This window comes from Phyllobacterium sp. 21LDTY02-6 (genome assembly GCF_023554255.2).
Taxonomy (GTDB): Bacteria; Pseudomonadota; Alphaproteobacteria; order Rhizobiales; family Rhizobiaceae; genus Phyllobacterium.
In genome coordinates this window covers 213,860-228,701 of sequence record NZ_JAMJWD020000001.1, presented here as the reverse complement: position 1 = coordinate 228,701, position 14,842 = coordinate 213,860, and the positions used below count along the sequence as shown (strand labels likewise).

The following is a 14,842-nucleotide window of genomic DNA, read 5'->3' as shown; positions in this document are numbered from 1 at the left end:
GTTTTTTCTGCGCGGGAAGCAAAGAAGGGATGCCCGGCAACCGGGCATCCCTCAGATTGTTGTAACCCTTTTTATTCGACGATGTCGACACCGTCGAAGGCAAAGTCGCCGAGCGGGCTCTGATGGAAGCCCTCGACGCCCTTGCGCATCGGCACGACCGACAGCGAGTGATCGAGCGTCGCCCACGGTGCTTCCTTCTTGAAGACAGCCTGGGCCTGCTTGTAGAGAGCGGTACGCTCTGCCACGTCAGTCGTTTCCTTGGCCTTCGTCACCAGCTCGTCGAATTCCTTGTTGCACCATTGTGCACGGTTGTTACCGCCAACGGCATCGCAACCGAGGAGCGTGTCAAGGAAGTTGTCCGGATCGCCATTGTCGCCGGTCCAGCCGAGGATGACGGCGCCATCGCGGTTCTTGTCCTTCGACTTGTCGAGATATTCGGCCCATTCATAGGACACGATCTCGACCTTGACGCCGACCTTCTGGAAGTCGGACTGGATCAGCTCGGCGGCACGGCGTGCATTGACCATGTACGGGCGCGCGACCGGCATTGCCCAGACCTTGAGCGTCAGGTCCTTGACGCCTGCTTCTTCGAGCATCTTCTTGGCGGCTTCCGGATCGTACTTGTCGTCGACCGTCGCCTCGTCATAGGACCACATCGTCGGCGGGATCGGGTTCTTGGCAGGCGTTGCCAGGCCCTGGAACACGCCATCGACGATGGCCTGCTTGTTGATCGCCATGTTCAGCGCCTTGCGCACTTCCACCTTGTCGAAGGGGGCCTGCGTGGTGTTGTAGGCGAAATAGGCAACGTTCAGGCCTTCCTGTTCCGCAACCTTGAGGTTCGGATCGGCCTTCATCGAGGCGACGTCGCTCGGGTTCGGATAGGGCATCAGGTGGCATTCGCCGGCCTTCAGCTTCTGGTAACGCACCGAAGCGTCGGTCGTGATCGCGAAGACCAGATCGTCGATCTTCTGCTTGCCGCCCCAGTAATCCGGATTGGCCTTGTAGCGGATGACGGCATCCTGCTGGTAGCCGACGAAGGCGAACGGCCCGGTGCCGAGCGGCTTCTGGTTCAGCTGGTTCATGGCGCCGTCGGCCTGGAGCTTGTCGGCATATTCCTTCGACATGATAGAGGCGAAAGGCATTGCGACATTGGCGAGGAACGGAGCTTCGCGGCGCTTGAGGGTGAATTTCACCGTCATGTCATCGACCTTTTCGATCGACTGCAGCAGTTCCGGCAGGCCCATGCCCGCGAAATACTCCCACGACGTGCCGGTGACATATTTGTTCCAGGGATGATCGGCCTTCCACTGGCGCTCATAGGAGAAGATCACATCGTCCGCGTTGAGGTCGCGGGTCGGCGTGAAGAAATCCGTGGTCTGGAACTTGACGCCCTTGCGCAGCTTGAACGTATATTGGAGACCGTCGTCGGAAATCTCCCAGCTTTCCGCCAGGCCGGGGATCGGCTCGGTGGTGCCGGGCTTGAATTCCAGCAGGCGGTTATAGACCGTATGGGCGGAGGCGTCGAACGTATTGCCGCCCGTATAGAGGCCCGGATCGAAACCTTCCGGCGATGCTTCGGAGCAATAGACAAAGGTCTTGGCCGAGGCCGCGCCCATCGTCATACCGCCGGCGAGCACTGCAAGCGCCGTGGCCGCAATGAGTTTCTTGTAGGTATTCATGGTGTCCACCTTCAGAGGTTTTTTGTTGCAGGCCCCCATGCCCGCAATCGAGCGTGCATGGAAGCCTTTGCCATGTCGCAATGCAAGCAGATTCCTTCGCAGTCAACCCACACCAATAATCATAATGTGGAATTCTGGGAAAATGCCCCTTGGAAAATCGAAAAACAGTGGATTCCACTAAATCTCCGTCCAATCCACCGTCGCTCCCGTGCCGATCGGGGGCATTTTGCCCCGCCTGAGCGCAAAACCGGAGCGCAAAGCCGAGCTGTGGGCGCCAAGCCGGGCGTTTGTCCAATCCACTCCGTTCGTGCTAGTCGAAATCCATGAATGCGGCCCGCAAATGACAGGAGAGCCCAGGTGAAGCTTGACGGACAGACGGCAATTGTGACGGGCGGCGGCTCGGGCCTTGGTGCAGCGACGGCGCGGGCGCTGGCGGCGGCGGGTGCGCGAACCGCGATCGTCGATATCAACATCGAGGCGGCGACGGCGCTGGCGCAGGAGATCGGCGGCATCGCCGTCGCGTGCAACGTCGCCAGCGCCTCCGAGGCCGAGGCGGCCATTGCCCGGATCGGCGCCGAGCTCGGCACGCCGCGCGTGCTGGTGAATTGCGCCGGGATCGCCAATGCCGGCCGCATTGTCGGCCGCGACGGCCCGCACGACCTCGAGCTTTACCGCCGCGTGATCGAGGTCAATCTGATCGGTTCGTTCAACATGATGCGGCTCGTCGCCGACGGGGCGGCCAAGCTCGATCCGCTGGAAGGCGGCGAGCGCGGCGTGATCATTTCCACCGCCTCCGTTGCCGCTTTCGACGGCCAGATCGGCCAGGCCGCCTATGCCTCCTCGAAGGCCGGCATCGCCGGGCTGACGCTCCCGGCGGCGCGCGAACTCGCCCGTTTCGGCATCAGGGTGATGGCCATCGCGCCGGGCATATTCGGCACGCCGATGCTGCTCGCCATGCCGCAGGAGGTGCAGGACTCCCTCGCCGCCTCGATCCCCTTCCCTTCGCGGCTCGGCAAGCCCGAGGAATATGCGGCGCTGGCGCTGCACATCATCGACAACCCGATGCTCAATGGCGAAACCATCCGGCTCGACGGCGCCATCCGCATGGCCCCGAAGTGATTGGCGCGCCTCCCTCTCATGGCCCTGCTGGTGGGATAGATTCTCGGCCTAAAAAAATATTTTGCCTTGCAAGCTGCTGATTTCGCTCATTCTTCCTTCCGGCACGCAAAAAAACTTATCCCCCCTGTTTGAAACCGGGTTATTCTGTGCAGGTCCTTTCCAGTGGGGGAGCAGCTTCCGGTGCTGTTTCGACAAGCTGGGAAAGGGTGGCGTTGCCGGATAGTCGGAAGTGACAACCCCGACCATCAAGCAAACTGCAGAAGGAAACGGAGGTAGCGCTTCGTTTTCCGGGTTGTTGCGTCTGACAAGCGTGACAACAGCAGGCAAAGACGTCGCGGGCGGTCTTCGGACCTCGACCCTGATACCTACTGACGCGCTGAAGACCGCCCGTCTCCCCCCATTCCAATGACCAGACGCAATCAAGCGGGCGTGGTGCGGATTTTCCGTATCCAGCATCTGCACAAGGGATTGCACGACACCTCCCTCATGCTGAGCTCCCACCTCCCTCATGCTGAGCCTGTCGAAGCACGCACTATGTTGATGCAACCATAAAAGAGACTGCACAAACGTTGCTGCGCCCTTCGACAGGCTCAGGATGAGGGAATTGGATTGATTGCAAAAAACGAGGGCGCTGAAATTTGAAACCTCGCAGAACTACCTCCCAGCTCCGGAATTTGCAGGTCACGCGCTCTTTGGGGTAGGAGTGGCGGGAAATCTTGATGGCGTTGGAGTTTTCTATTAACCCAGTTCCACTAAAATCCTCTATAAGGGATTGGATAGGACCTCAACGTCGCCTGGAACTACGGAAGGGATCGGATGTCGACGGTCAAACGCCTGGTGGTACTCTTGCCAGGCTTCGAACATATGCCGGTGGTGGCTCATTATCGCCGCTTCATTCGTGAGGCAGCGAAGACCGCCCCCGTATATGACATGAACCTGAAGGAAACCGCCCCGCTCTCCGTTGCCACGGATGAGGATGGCGTCGCGGTCGGCGACTTCCAGTTCCGGGCCTCCGGCGAAAACTGGGCCGTCGAGACCGATTTCCTGCTCTACGGCCTTGGCGACATCACGCTGTTCTACGCCTCGCGCAACCCGGCGGTCCGCCTGTTCAGCGGCCTGTTCGCCCTCATCGACTTCATCGTCACCGGCACCTTCTTCCGCTTCGTCGCCACGAGCTGGCGCTATGCCCTGTTCTTTCTCTATCCGATCCTGACGATCGCCTGCATCCTGGCGATCAGCCTGTCGCTGGCCTATGCGGGCACCGTCGTCACCGGCAGCCTGCTTGGCTGGATACTGGCGCCGCTGCTCGCAATATTGCTGTTCCGCCATGCGGCCCGCCACATGCACCTCCTCCTCCTGATGGATGACTGGACTTTCGCGCGGGACATGGCGCGCGGCAAGCGGCCGCAGGTCATGGCGAAGATGGACAAGGTCATTTCCGATGCCGCCGCGCGCATCAGCAGCGCCTCGCCGGAGACGGAGATCATCGTCGCCGCCCATAGTCTCGGCGCCATCTGCGCGCTTCCGATCCTGGCGACGGCGCTGGCAAGGGATCCCCGGCGGCGCTATGGCCTGCTTACCGTCGGCTCAAGCCTGCTGAAGGTCGCTCTCCATCCCGCCGCGTCGAAGCTGCGCGCGGCGGTTGCCGCCGTTGCCTGCAGCAAGTCCGCATGGATCGACGCCCAGTCCCTCACCGACCCGATGAACTTCTATAAATCCGACCCGATACGAAACCTCGCTCTGTCGAGCGGAAAATCGCCGGTGCGCGTCATGGTGCGGTTCCGCAACCAGCTGCGGGAAGAATCCTACCGCACCATTCGCCGCAATTTCTTCCGCGTCCACCGCCAGTTCGTCTTCGGCGTCGACAAGCGCACGCGCTATTCCTGGCATGCGATCCTTTGCGGCCCGCAGCCCTTCGCCGAAATCGCGGCTTGCGGCGGCCTGCCCTGCGACAGCCAGGTCCGGGCCGAACCCGAGATGGAAATCGCGAGAACTGCCGCCACATGATTTCGCTTGCACTTGCCGGAAAGACCCTCTGGGTGCTTTTCGTCGTCGGCTGGTATGTGTTGCGGTGGCCATTCGACCGGCGCGCGCGCAAGTCGAGGCTCCAGGTCGATCGCCGCAAGGGCGCCGACACGCTGCGCCTTGCGGTCTCGCTGACCGGACTTGGCATCATCCCGGCGATCTATGCCTTCAGCGGATTTCCCGCCGCCGCCTCCTACCAGCCCAGCCCCGTGGCGCTCGTCCTTGGCGCGGCGACGGGCATCGCCGCCCTCGTCCTGTTCCGCCTCACGCACAAGGCGCTCGGCCGCATGTGGTCGGTTTCGCTGCAGCTGAAGCAGGACCACAAGCTGATCACCACCGGCATCTACCGATATGTGCGCCACCCGATGTATACGGCATTCTGGATGCTGGCATTGACGCAGGCGCTGCTGCTGCCCAATTACATTGCCGGGTTTGCAGGCATCGTGGGTTTCGGTTATCTGTTCTTCGCCCGGATCGGGCCCGAAGAAACAATGATGCAGGAAGCCTTCGCGGACGAATATACGCGTTATCGTGCCCGCACCTGGCGCGTCCTGCCCTATATTTACTGAGTCGAAGACGGAAAGACGGTCAAAGTGTTCAGTTCATCCATCCGTGCCGCTCGCAGCCCGATCGCCATCGCGCTGCTCTCCCTGTCACTCGCCGCCTGCCAGTCCACCGCGCAGCCGCCGCAGACGGCAGCGATGAACGCCTATGCGCCGGAGATGCCGGACCTCACCTGCGCGCCGCACGGCAATCCGAATGGCGGGGCGGCGAAGCTCACCGCCAATCGTACCAACCCCGGCGACCCGGCCTATATCGAGTTCCGCCAGAGACTGTCGCCGGGCATCCCCAGCGGCCATCTCTACGTCGTGTTCGGGCGGCTGGACGAAAAGGGAAATCCGGTGACGCGCCAGTATAATGGCCTGTTCCCGAAAGGCAGCCTGATCGGCCTTTATGGCGGCGCCATCGTGCCCATGCCCGCCGAATTGAAGCCGAGCTATGCCGATTGTCATTTCACCCCCGGCGCGGCCTATCGCGTGTCGCTGACCGAGAACCAGTACCAGCAATTGCTGGCGAAGGTCCGCGCGAACATGGCCAGGCCGCCGCTGTGGCGCATGTTCGGCTTCAACTGCAACAATTACGCCGCCTCGCTCGGCAGCGTCGCCGGACTGGTCGAGCCGGCAAACACCGCGCAGCCATCCTTCTCCTATATTTACGCCTACATCGCCGCCAATGGCGACAAGGGCCGCAAATCGGCCGGCTCCTGAGCGGCGGGAGCACGGGATTATGCCGACCTTCCATCATTTGGTCCAAATTGAAGCAACATGTGCCGTCGACATCCGGCGAGCGGCTCGCCCCATCCTGAAATACGGCACCTGAAACAGAGCGGAAGTGACGGAATGAAGTTCGCAAGCACTGCAATTCTCTGCCTCGTCCTGACGGGACCGGCTTTCGCCATGGACAATGCCGCCGCGCAGCAATTGCAGAAGCTCGATCCGCAGACGCGGCTTGAGCAACGCTGCGACCTGGAGGCGATGGAGCGCATCCACAAGGACCCGGCCAGGCTCGTGCCGGACGAACTCGTCGCCTACGCTTTCGAGGAACCGAAGATCAAGGGCGACAAGATCCGTTCTCCCGGCGCAGCGTTCCGCAGCAAGGGCGAGTGGTACCACCTCTCCTATAACTGCGCCACCTCGCCGGACCACATGACGATCCTGTCGTTCCAGTATTCGATCGGGTCCGTCGTGCCGCATGACGAATGGCAGCACCATTATCTGGTGCCCTGAAAATCTGATGTCGTGAAAATCTGCTGCCAAACGAAAATGGCCCGGAAGTCCGGGCCATTTTTCATATCGATAGTCGGGCCTAAAGCGCCGGCCGATCCTGCGCCAGCAGCATCTGTCCTATCGCATCGACGCTTTCGCTGGTTGGGGCCTCATAGGCGAGCATTCCTGCCGGCGCCGATGCGGTCTGGATGTTCTCCTGGCCAGCTTGCGACTGATTGGCCTGGACTGCCTGGCCCTGTGCCTGCAGCGTATTGGCTTCGGCCGCGCCCTGTGCGGCGGGCCTCTCGGTGGTGAAAGCCATCGGACGCGGATCGATCTCGGCCGAGGCGACCTGCACGGGCTGTTGCTGCTGTTGCTGGACGACCCTTGCGCCTGTCGGCGTCGCTATCGGTCCCGTGTCGGCGCTCGCCACCTGGACGTTCTGCTGGCCGCGCATCCTCAGGCTGGCAATATAGGCATTGGCCACGGCCCGGCTCGCCTCGCGTGATGCGATCACGGCGCTGTGGTTGCGGCTGCGCTTCTCGTAGAAGGCATTGCCGCCGGCGACAACGGTGTAGTGCATGTTCTTGTAGGGAAAGCGCAGGCCCGCAGTATGGAAGAACATGGCGTTCTTGACCTTGGGATTGCGCTGCCCCTTGAGAACCGCATCAGCCGCTGCCTGCACATCCGGCAATGCGGACGACTTCATCTTGCGGGTCAGCACGCCGGGCGCGAACTGGCCCTTCTGGCCGACGACGCCGCAGATCGTATTGCCCCATTTGCCCGAATCGAGCCGGTTCATCACAACCGTGCCGACGGCGATCAGGCCGTCCTTGCTCGAACGGTTGGACTCGAAGAACATTGCCCGCTCAAGGCATTCCTTGTCCCTCGGCGTATAGGCATAGGTCGAAGATCTTGTGCTGGTGGACGCGACGCTCGTACCCGGCTTGCCGCCATTCTGCGCGTTCTGCGTGGTGCAGCCGCTGACGAGGGCCGCCGCCGCCATAATTCCTGCAACAGAGTGGATTTTCCACTTACCGCCGATCACGAAGCAATTCTCATCGCTGTTTTTCCTGCTGGTGAAGTTGAACACAGAATGGTGTGATTTGGGGCCAAACAATGGCAAGATGATCACACTTTAAGACAGCCACACATATCTGGTTGAAATTAAGGCTTTATTTCCGCCCTTGCAACCGCCGAAATTTTCCAATCATGGCGTAATTAAGGATTTGTTTACCCTTATTGGTTAAATTCGGCTGCAATTCAACGAGCTGCGAGGGCGGCAGTGATGCGCATGCAAAACCAGCGTTACGACACCCGCGAATCACTCATGCAGGCGCTGCGTGAGCTCATGGCACTCGAAGTCCCCGCCGAGGATGTTGCGCCGGTCCTTTGCACATTCGGCCCCGTCGATCTCGACCTTCTCGCGGTCTGCATGGACGATGTCGGGCTCAACGAGACCCCGGCGATCGCCGCCTGACGGGCGCCGCAGACAACTCTCCTTCCCTGAGGCCTTGTTCAGCCGCTGCCGAGGCTCTATCAATCATCGACAGAGTGCCGCGGGGTTCAAGGGCTTGACCGACAAAAACGATGTTCTGCGCGATATGGATGACAGCGCCATCCGCCTGGTGCGCCGCCTGATGCGGAGCGCCCGCCACGCGGTCATCGCCACGCTCGAGCCCGGCACGGGCAATCCCATCGCCACGCGCATCGGCATATCCACCGATCATGACGGCACGCCCGTCACCCTCGTCTCGGCGCTGGCGGCGCATACGCCCGCGCTTCGCGCCGATCCCCGCTGCTCCATCCTCGTCGGCGAACTGGGCAAGGGCGATCCGCTGGCCCATCCGCGAATGACCATCAGCGCCCGTGCGCGCGAAATCGCCAGGGACAGCGCCGAACATGCGCGCATCGAATGGCGCTATCTCTCGCACCTGCCCAAGGCGAAGCTCTATTCCGGCCTGAGCGATTTCCGCTTTTTCCGGCTGGAGCCCGGCATCACCAAGCTCAATGGCGGTTTTGGCCGTGCCTACCAGCTCGACGCCGGGGACTGGCTGAGCCTCAGCCCCGTCAACGACGAACTGGCGGCGGCGGAAAAGAATGCGGTGACCCACATGAACGAGGATCATGCCGACGCGATCGCCCTCTACGCCCGCTATTTCGCCCAGGCCCGCGACGGCAACTGGCGCATCACCGGCATAGATTCCGATGGTTTCGATCTCGCCGACGGCGATGAGGTGCTGCGGATATTCTTCGGCGAACCGCTCGCATCGGCCAAGGACATGCACCTCACGCTGGTCCGCATGGCGGGGGAAGCCCGCGAGGGCCTCAACATGGCCAAGCCGGCATCTTGAACGGCTCCGACCGCATCATTCGCATCGATGATCCGCAGGACGAGCGGCTTGCACCCTACAGGGCCGTGCGCGAGCGCGACCTCGTCGGCCGCGACAAGCGTTTCATAGCCGAAGGCAAGGTCGTCCTGAACGTACTGCTTGCCAGCCGCGCCTTCTCGGTGGAATCGCTGCTGATACTGGAAAACAGGCTTGCCGGGCTCGACGAGCAGATCGGCCTGTGCCCGCCCGATGTGCCGGTCTACTGCGTGACGCGCGCCGTGATGGACGCGGTCGCGGGTTTTCCCATCCATCGCGGCATATTGGCGGTGGGATCGAGACGCGCCCCGCCCTCGCTGCAGACCCTGCTGGAAAACTGCGGCGAAAGCGCCCTCGCCGTCATTCTCTGCGGCATTTCCAACCATGACAATATGGGCTCCATCTTTCGCAACTCCGCCGCCTTCGAGGCGGATTTCGTCGCCATGGACGAAACCAGCTGCGATCCGCTCTACCGCAAGGCCATCCGCGTTTCGGTGGGCGCGGCGCTCAAGGTGCCATTCGCGCGCGAAGGCTCCATCGATGCGATCATCGCTGCGATGCAGGCGGCCGGCTTCGGCATATATGCGCTCAGCCCATCGGGTACGGCGAGCATCAACGCCGTTGAGCCGCAACGGCGAACGGCGCTGCTGCTCGGCACCGAGGGCGCCGGCCTGCCGAAGGCGCTGATGGAGAAGCTCCATACCGTCCGCATTCCGATGTCGGACGGCTTCGACAGCCTGAACGTCGCGACCGCTTCCGGTATCGCGCTGTCAAGGCTTGGCCGTTTTTCCCGCCTTTGACGCCGCCTCCTGCAGCGCGCGTATGCGGTCGGCAAGGCTTGGACCCGCCGCGGCATCGCCAGCGCCGTCGGCGCCATTGCCCGCCGCCAGCAAGGCGTTGATCTGCGACTGCGGCCCTTCGAGCGCAGCCACCATCGCCACCACCTGCGAGGCCAGCGTGTTCATCTGCTCGCGCAGCAATTCGTTTTCTTCCGCCTTGGCCATCGCAGCGCGCCCGCGCGCCGGCTGTTCCGCATTGCCTCCCGCCTTGCGCGCATCGGCGAGCACCTTGCGCAGCCTTTCATTGGTCCGCTCGAGATCCTTCTCCCGGCGCGCCAGCCGCGCTTCGGCGTCGGTGAGCTTTCGCAACAACTCGCTGGATTGCTGCCCGGCTTCGGCGCTTCGCTTCGTCTCCTGGTCGAGCTGGTGCTTGAGCGCGGCGAGTTCGGCTTCGGCCTTTCGCCGCGCCTCCTCGCTGTTGCGCCTTTCCTGCCGGGCCGTCTTCAGGTCGTCGGTGAGATTGTCGATGCGCGCCGATTGCGCGACGACCTCGATCTTGAGCCCGTCGGCATTGGTGGCGACGCTCGCCAGGCGCCGGTGCAGAAGTTCGAGCTCGGAGGCCCGCTGTTCCAGCAGCCGCTCATGGCCATTATTGGTGGCGGAGGATTTCTCGATGCGCTCGTTGAGCGTCGCGAGCTGCCCCTGCAACTCTTCTATCGTCCTGTCGCGCGCTTCGATGTCGCCGGCAAGCCGCTCCAGTTCGCGCTCCTTGTCGCTGAGACCGGCAAGCTGCTGCGCCAGCTTCTGCTTCTGACGATCGATATCCAGTTCGAGACGCCGTTCGGCCATCGCATGTTCGGCGCGAAGACCGTCGCGCTGCGCCTGGATCTCGTTGAGGGTAAGCGGCGTCTCGGCTTCCACCCGCTTGCGCGTCAGATAGGCGGCACGCCGCCATACCGGCGGTGCTATCAGCAGCACCAGAAGCGTGGCGGCCAGAAATCCCAGGGCAAAATATAGCGCAGACTGGATCACACTCGGGTCCTGTTACAAAACATGCGGCACCAACTCTATTACCAGCGAGCGCAGAATATACAAAGACGCGAACATTCACGTTCGCGTCCAGGGAACCGCGATTCGATCGGCTTCAGCCCGATCGATCAGAAAGGATTCCAGGTCGGGGATGTCGTCAGCTTGAGATAGCCCACATTGACGCCCAGCCGCGCGCCGACACCGGTCCTGATCGGCACGATGAGAACCTGGTTGCGCTTCAGGACGTTGAATCCGACGCCCGCGAAGAGATAGGCGGAACCGGCCACGCCGACGAAACGGCCATAGAGGTTCTGCACGTCGTCGAGATTATAGACCAGCATCATGACCCTGGAGCCCTGGCCGCCGAAGTCCCATCCGATCGAAGGCCCCTGCCAGAAAGTCTTGTGATCGCCGGCATTCTTGGTGTAGAGCGAGCCCTCTCCATAGGTCAGGCCACCGATGATCGCACCCGAACCTTCTTCGCCAAGAACGTAGCCATTGGGAAGACCGTAGCTCTGGAATACTTTTTCGACTGCCGTTGCCAGTCCGCCCGAAGTCGAACCGAAAAATCTCTGACCGGAATTTACGATCTCTTCCATCGAATAGGTCTGTTGCTGGGCATGCGCCGACTGCACCTGCAGCAGGGCGAGACAGACGATACTGACGATGAGAAGAAAGCTACGGTTCAAAGACAAGAGTAGAGACGCCATCATAATTCCTTTTGGCTGTTCGCCTCTTCGCTTGACGCCCTGTGTCGCAGATCTGCGTCTGCTTTGTGCGCATATTTAAAACTGGAAACATTGATAAAAGTTTATGAATCGATCTTGGCATTTCAATGGCTTGCGGCGCAGCGGCAAAATACACGCATTTTCAATGCCCTCGCGCCGCCGCCAGCGGCTTCTTGCCGAGGCGCGTCCGTCTCTATATCCAAAAGGGCATCCAGACGAAGTGATTCGCAGCGTTGATTCGCGAGCGCTTCATTGACCAACACAGGGCGACACCGCCCTGATTTCTTCAGGGAGACCCCAATGACATTGCCCGTCATTCTTTCGGCAGCTGACCTTGGAGCGCTCCTTTCGAGCCGAATCTGCCACGACATCATTTCCCCCGTCGGCGCGATCAACAATGGCCTCGAACTGCTCGAGGAAGGCGGCGCCGACGAAGACGCGATGAACCTCATCAAGTCCAGCGCGCGCAGCGCCTCGGCCAGGCTGCAATTCGCCCGCATCGCCTTCGGCGCGGCCGGTTCCGCCGGCGTCCAGATCGACACGGGCGATGCGCTCAATGTCGCCGAGCAATATATGAAGGGCGAGAAGGCCGAACTGAGCTGGCAGGGTACGCGCGTGCTCCTGCCGAAGAACAAGGTGAAGCTGCTGCTGAACCTCGTGCTGATCGGCAATGCGACGCTGCCGCGCGGCGGCACGCTGGCGGTTGCGCTGGAGACGCCGGAGACGGAACCGCGCTTCGTCGTCACGGCGCGCGGACCGATGCTGCGCGTACCGCCGAAATTCCTCGAACTGCACAGCGGCCAGGCGCCGGAAGAGGCCATCGACGCCCACGCCGTGCAACCCTATTATACGCTGCTGCTCGCACAGGAATCCGGCATGACCATCACGGTCCACGCCACGCCGGAAGAGGTCGTCTTCACCGCGGCCTGAGCCTTCGCACCGGCCTGAAGCGGCTGGCAATTCGCCACGCGCTGCCCTATCTCTCGTCCATGACACAGGGTGCAGGCAGCGCGGGCCATGGGGCCATCCGGCGCCGGACGGACGGCGGCGACTGGATAAGGATGGCCAGCGACACCGGTCCGTTCGAGCGGATGGAAGCCTTCTTCACCGCCCGCGGCTACGAAACCCACCGCCACGACACCTATGCCATCGGCATCACGCTCAATGGCGCGCAGAGCTTTCACTATCGCGGCGCGCTCCGCACCAGCCTGCCGGGCAATGGCACCATGGTGCTGCATCCGGACGAGCCGCATGACGGCCAGGCCGGCGCGGAGGACGGATTTCACTACCGGATGATCTATGTCGAGCCTTCCGCCATCCAGGATGTGCTGCGCGGCCGGCCCCTGCCCTTCATCGACGGCGGGATAAGCGCCGATCCGCGCCTGCGCGCCGCCACCAGCGCCCTCCTGCCCGACACCGGCGACCGGATTGAACGCCTCGAATATGAGGACGGCATTTTCGACCTGGCGCAGGCTCTGGCCACGGCCGGCGCGGCGGCATCGCCGGAGCATCGGCGGCGTTTCATCGATTACACCGCCTGCGAACGGGCCCGCCAATGGCTCGATGCCTGTCCGGCGACCAATGTGAGCCTCGAAGAACTGGAGCTTGCGGCGGGCAAGGATCGCTGGGCCCTGTCGCGGGATTTCCGCCGCCTCTACGGCACCAGCCCGCATCGCTATCTGGTGATGCGGCGGCTGGCGCGGGTGCGGCAATCGCTGCGCTGCGGGCATTCGCTTGCGGCTGCGGCAATCGATGCCGGCTTTACCGACCAGAGCCACATGACGCGCCACTTCAAGAAGACCTTCGGCATTTCCCCCGGCCGCTGGCTTGCGACATTGCAGGCGGCGGGCCGCGCACAATCGTACAATACTTCGGCGGCCATTGGTCGTTAGCTTCCTTCTCGCATGCAAGCCCCGCATACAGAAGGAGAAGCCGATGTCCGACACCAATCCGCAAACCTATCGCCCGATCAACTTCGCCGAGAAATACCAGCTGTTCGACGACCGGTGGGCGCCGCGCGTCATCGCGGAACTCAATGACTATCAGTTCAAGATCGTTCGCATCGAAGGCGATTTCGTCTGGCACCACCACGCCGATACGGATGAAGCCTTCATCGTCCTCGACGGTACGCTGCGCATCGATTTTCGCGATGGCGCGGTGACGATCGCGGCTGGCGAGATGTTCGTCGTGCCCAAGGGGGTCGAGCACAAGCCCTTCGCGGCGGAAGAGGTGAAACTGATGCTGATCGAGCCGCGCGGGGTGTTGAACACCGGCGAGGAGCAGAATGAGCGCACCGCCCGGAACGATCTTTGGATATGACCCGAAACGAAAAGGCCCCGCGCGAGCGGGGCCGATGATCGACGGAAGCGGGATCGCTCAGGCGATTTCGCGAAGATCCGTCGCGTCCGGCTCGCGCAGCACATAGCCGCGGCCCCAAACCGTCTCGATGTAATTGATGCCGCCCGAAGCATTGTCGAGCTTCTTGCGCAGCTTGCAGATGAACACGTCGATGATCTTGAGCTCGGGCTCGTCCATGCCGCCATAGAGATGGTTGAGGAACATTTCCTTGGTCAGCGTCGTGCCCTTGCGCAGCGAGAGCAGCTCGAGCATCTGGTATTCCTTGCCCGTCAGATGAACCCGCTGGCCGCTGACTTCGACGGTCTTGGCATCGAGATTGACGATGAGGTCGCCCGTGGTGATGACCGACTGGGCGTGACCCTTGGAGCGGCGGACGATCGCATGGATGCGCGCCACCAGCTCGTCCTTGTGGAAGGGCTTCGTCATGTAGTCGTCGGCGCCGAAGCCGAGGCCGCGCACCTTGTCCTCGATGCCGGCCATGCCGGAAAGGATGAGGATCGGCGTCTTGACCTTCGACAGGCGCAATGTCCTCAGCACTTCATAGCCCGACATGTCCGGGAGATTGAGGTCGAGGAGAATAATGTCGTAGTCGTAGAGCTTGCCGAGATCGACACCCTCTTCGCCCAGATCAGTCGTATAGACATTGAAGCTTTCGGATTTCAGCATCAGTTCGATGCTCTGTGCCGTCGCGCTGTCGTCTTCGATTAAAAGAACCCGCATATCATTCCCCTTTTCCCGCCGCTCGATCGGGTTGCCCACCCTGTCGGCAATCCCGAAGCCAGGCCGCGAAACAAGCCGTTTCCATAACGTTAAGATTGCCACCGAATGGTTAACAAAATCTGATTCCGCTTTGCAAGTGCCTTTGACTCTTGCCTTAAAAGTCGCAGGCACCACCTTGATTCAAAACATGAACTCGCCCTTAAAAATCATCAGCTTTCGCCTCAGGATTTCGCCGTAAGCGATTCATTCGACTCATTAAATCCATGACCG

The 14,842-nt window shown here is 61.8% G+C and carries 16 protein-coding genes; 11 read left to right on the top strand and 5 right to left on the bottom strand.

Features of this window, described 5'->3' with window-relative positions; all coding sequences use genetic code 11:
• Positions 1-71: 71 nt before the first annotated feature.
• Complete coding sequence (locus tag M8997_RS01100; RefSeq protein ID WP_250018540.1) at positions 72-1,679, bottom strand: ABC transporter substrate-binding protein; 1,608 nt, start codon at positions 1,677-1,679, stop codon at positions 72-74.
• Between the two features lie 357 nt (positions 1,680-2,036).
• Between M8997_RS01100 and M8997_RS01095 the strand changes: the two genes are divergently transcribed.
• The 5 genes from M8997_RS01095 to M8997_RS01075 all read left to right on the top strand — a co-directional run bounded on the left by M8997_RS01095 (position 2,037) and on the right by M8997_RS01075 (position 6,610).
• Positions 2,037-2,798 (top strand): SDR family NAD(P)-dependent oxidoreductase, encoded by a 762-nt coding sequence (locus M8997_RS01095; RefSeq protein WP_250018539.1) that lies wholly within the window; start codon positions 2,037-2,039, stop codon positions 2,796-2,798.
• 816 nt (positions 2,799-3,614) lie between these two features.
• Positions 3,615-4,805 carry a hypothetical protein gene (locus tag M8997_RS01090; RefSeq protein ID WP_250018538.1) on the top strand — a complete coding sequence of 397 codons (1,191 nt, stop codon included), beginning with the start codon at positions 3,615-3,617 and terminating at the stop codon, positions 4,803-4,805.
• A complete protein-coding gene (locus M8997_RS01085; protein ID WP_250018537.1) occupies positions 4,802-5,392 on the top strand; it encodes a protein-S-isoprenylcysteine O-methyltransferase in 591 nt (196 codons plus the stop codon). Before M8997_RS01090 ends, M8997_RS01085 begins: the two co-directional genes overlap by 4 nt.
• Positions 5,393-5,416: 24 nt before the next feature.
• Positions 5,417-6,091: a hypothetical protein gene (locus M8997_RS01080; RefSeq protein WP_250018536.1), complete on the top strand. Its 675-nt coding sequence runs from the start codon at positions 5,417-5,419 to the stop codon at positions 6,089-6,091.
• A gap of 132 nt (positions 6,092-6,223) precedes the next feature.
• Positions 6,224-6,610, top strand: a complete 387-nt coding sequence (locus M8997_RS01075) for a DUF930 domain-containing protein (protein WP_250018535.1) — start codon at positions 6,224-6,226, stop codon at positions 6,608-6,610.
• A gap of 79 nt (positions 6,611-6,689) precedes the next feature.
• Here the strand turns inward: M8997_RS01075 and M8997_RS01070 are convergent, their stop codons facing one another.
• Positions 6,690-7,595 (bottom strand): cell wall hydrolase, encoded by a 906-nt coding sequence (locus tag M8997_RS01070; protein WP_250018534.1) that lies wholly within the window; start codon positions 7,593-7,595, stop codon positions 6,690-6,692.
• A 282-nt stretch (positions 7,596-7,877) separates the two neighbouring features.
• Between M8997_RS01070 and M8997_RS01065 the strand changes: the two genes are divergently transcribed.
• The 3 genes from M8997_RS01065 (at position 7,878) to M8997_RS01055 (ending at position 9,758) form a co-directional block, all read left to right on the top strand.
• Positions 7,878-8,069 (top strand): hypothetical protein, encoded by a 192-nt coding sequence (locus M8997_RS01065; protein WP_250018533.1) that lies wholly within the window; start codon positions 7,878-7,880, stop codon positions 8,067-8,069.
• Positions 8,070-8,163: 94 nt separating this feature from the next.
• Entirely contained in the window at positions 8,164-8,943 is a 780-nt protein-coding gene (locus M8997_RS01060; protein WP_250018532.1) for a HugZ family protein, read from the top strand.
• On the top strand, positions 8,940-9,758 hold the full coding sequence (locus tag M8997_RS01055; RefSeq protein WP_250018531.1) for an RNA methyltransferase: 819 nt from the start codon (positions 8,940-8,942) through the stop codon (positions 9,756-9,758). The genes M8997_RS01060 and M8997_RS01055 overlap by 4 nt, the downstream gene beginning before the upstream one ends.
• Here M8997_RS01055 and M8997_RS01050 read toward each other — a convergent pair.
• Both M8997_RS01050 and M8997_RS01045 read right to left on the bottom strand, forming a co-directional pair.
• Positions 9,729-10,769: a hypothetical protein gene (locus M8997_RS01050; RefSeq protein WP_250018530.1), complete on the bottom strand. Its 1,041-nt coding sequence runs from the start codon at positions 10,767-10,769 to the stop codon at positions 9,729-9,731. The genes M8997_RS01055 and M8997_RS01050 overlap by 30 nt on opposite strands.
• A gap of 125 nt (positions 10,770-10,894) precedes the next feature.
• Positions 10,895-11,476, bottom strand: coding sequence for a DUF1134 domain-containing protein (locus tag M8997_RS01045; protein ID WP_250018529.1), 582 nt, complete (start codon positions 11,474-11,476; stop codon positions 10,895-10,897).
• A 318-nt stretch (positions 11,477-11,794) separates the two neighbouring features.
• Between M8997_RS01045 and chpT the strand changes: the two genes are divergently transcribed.
• From chpT to M8997_RS01030, 3 genes are all read left to right on the top strand, one after another.
• Positions 11,795-12,424 (top strand): histidine phosphotransferase ChpT, encoded by a 630-nt coding sequence (chpT, locus tag M8997_RS01040; RefSeq protein ID WP_250018528.1) that lies wholly within the window; start codon positions 11,795-11,797, stop codon positions 12,422-12,424.
• A 131-nt stretch (positions 12,425-12,555) separates the two neighbouring features.
• On the top strand, positions 12,556-13,386 hold the full coding sequence (locus M8997_RS01035) for an AraC family transcriptional regulator (protein ID WP_250018527.1): 831 nt from the start codon (positions 12,556-12,558) through the stop codon (positions 13,384-13,386).
• 43 nt (positions 13,387-13,429) lie between these two features.
• Positions 13,430-13,813 carry a cupin domain-containing protein gene (locus M8997_RS01030; RefSeq protein ID WP_250018526.1) on the top strand — a complete coding sequence of 128 codons (384 nt, stop codon included), beginning with the start codon at positions 13,430-13,432 and terminating at the stop codon, positions 13,811-13,813.
• 57 nt (positions 13,814-13,870) lie between these two features.
• Here the strand turns inward: M8997_RS01030 and ctrA are convergent, their stop codons facing one another.
• Positions 13,871-14,572, bottom strand: a complete 702-nt coding sequence (gene ctrA / locus M8997_RS01025) for a response regulator transcription factor CtrA (protein WP_250018525.1) — start codon at positions 14,570-14,572, stop codon at positions 13,871-13,873.
• Positions 14,573-14,842 lie beyond the last annotated feature (270 nt).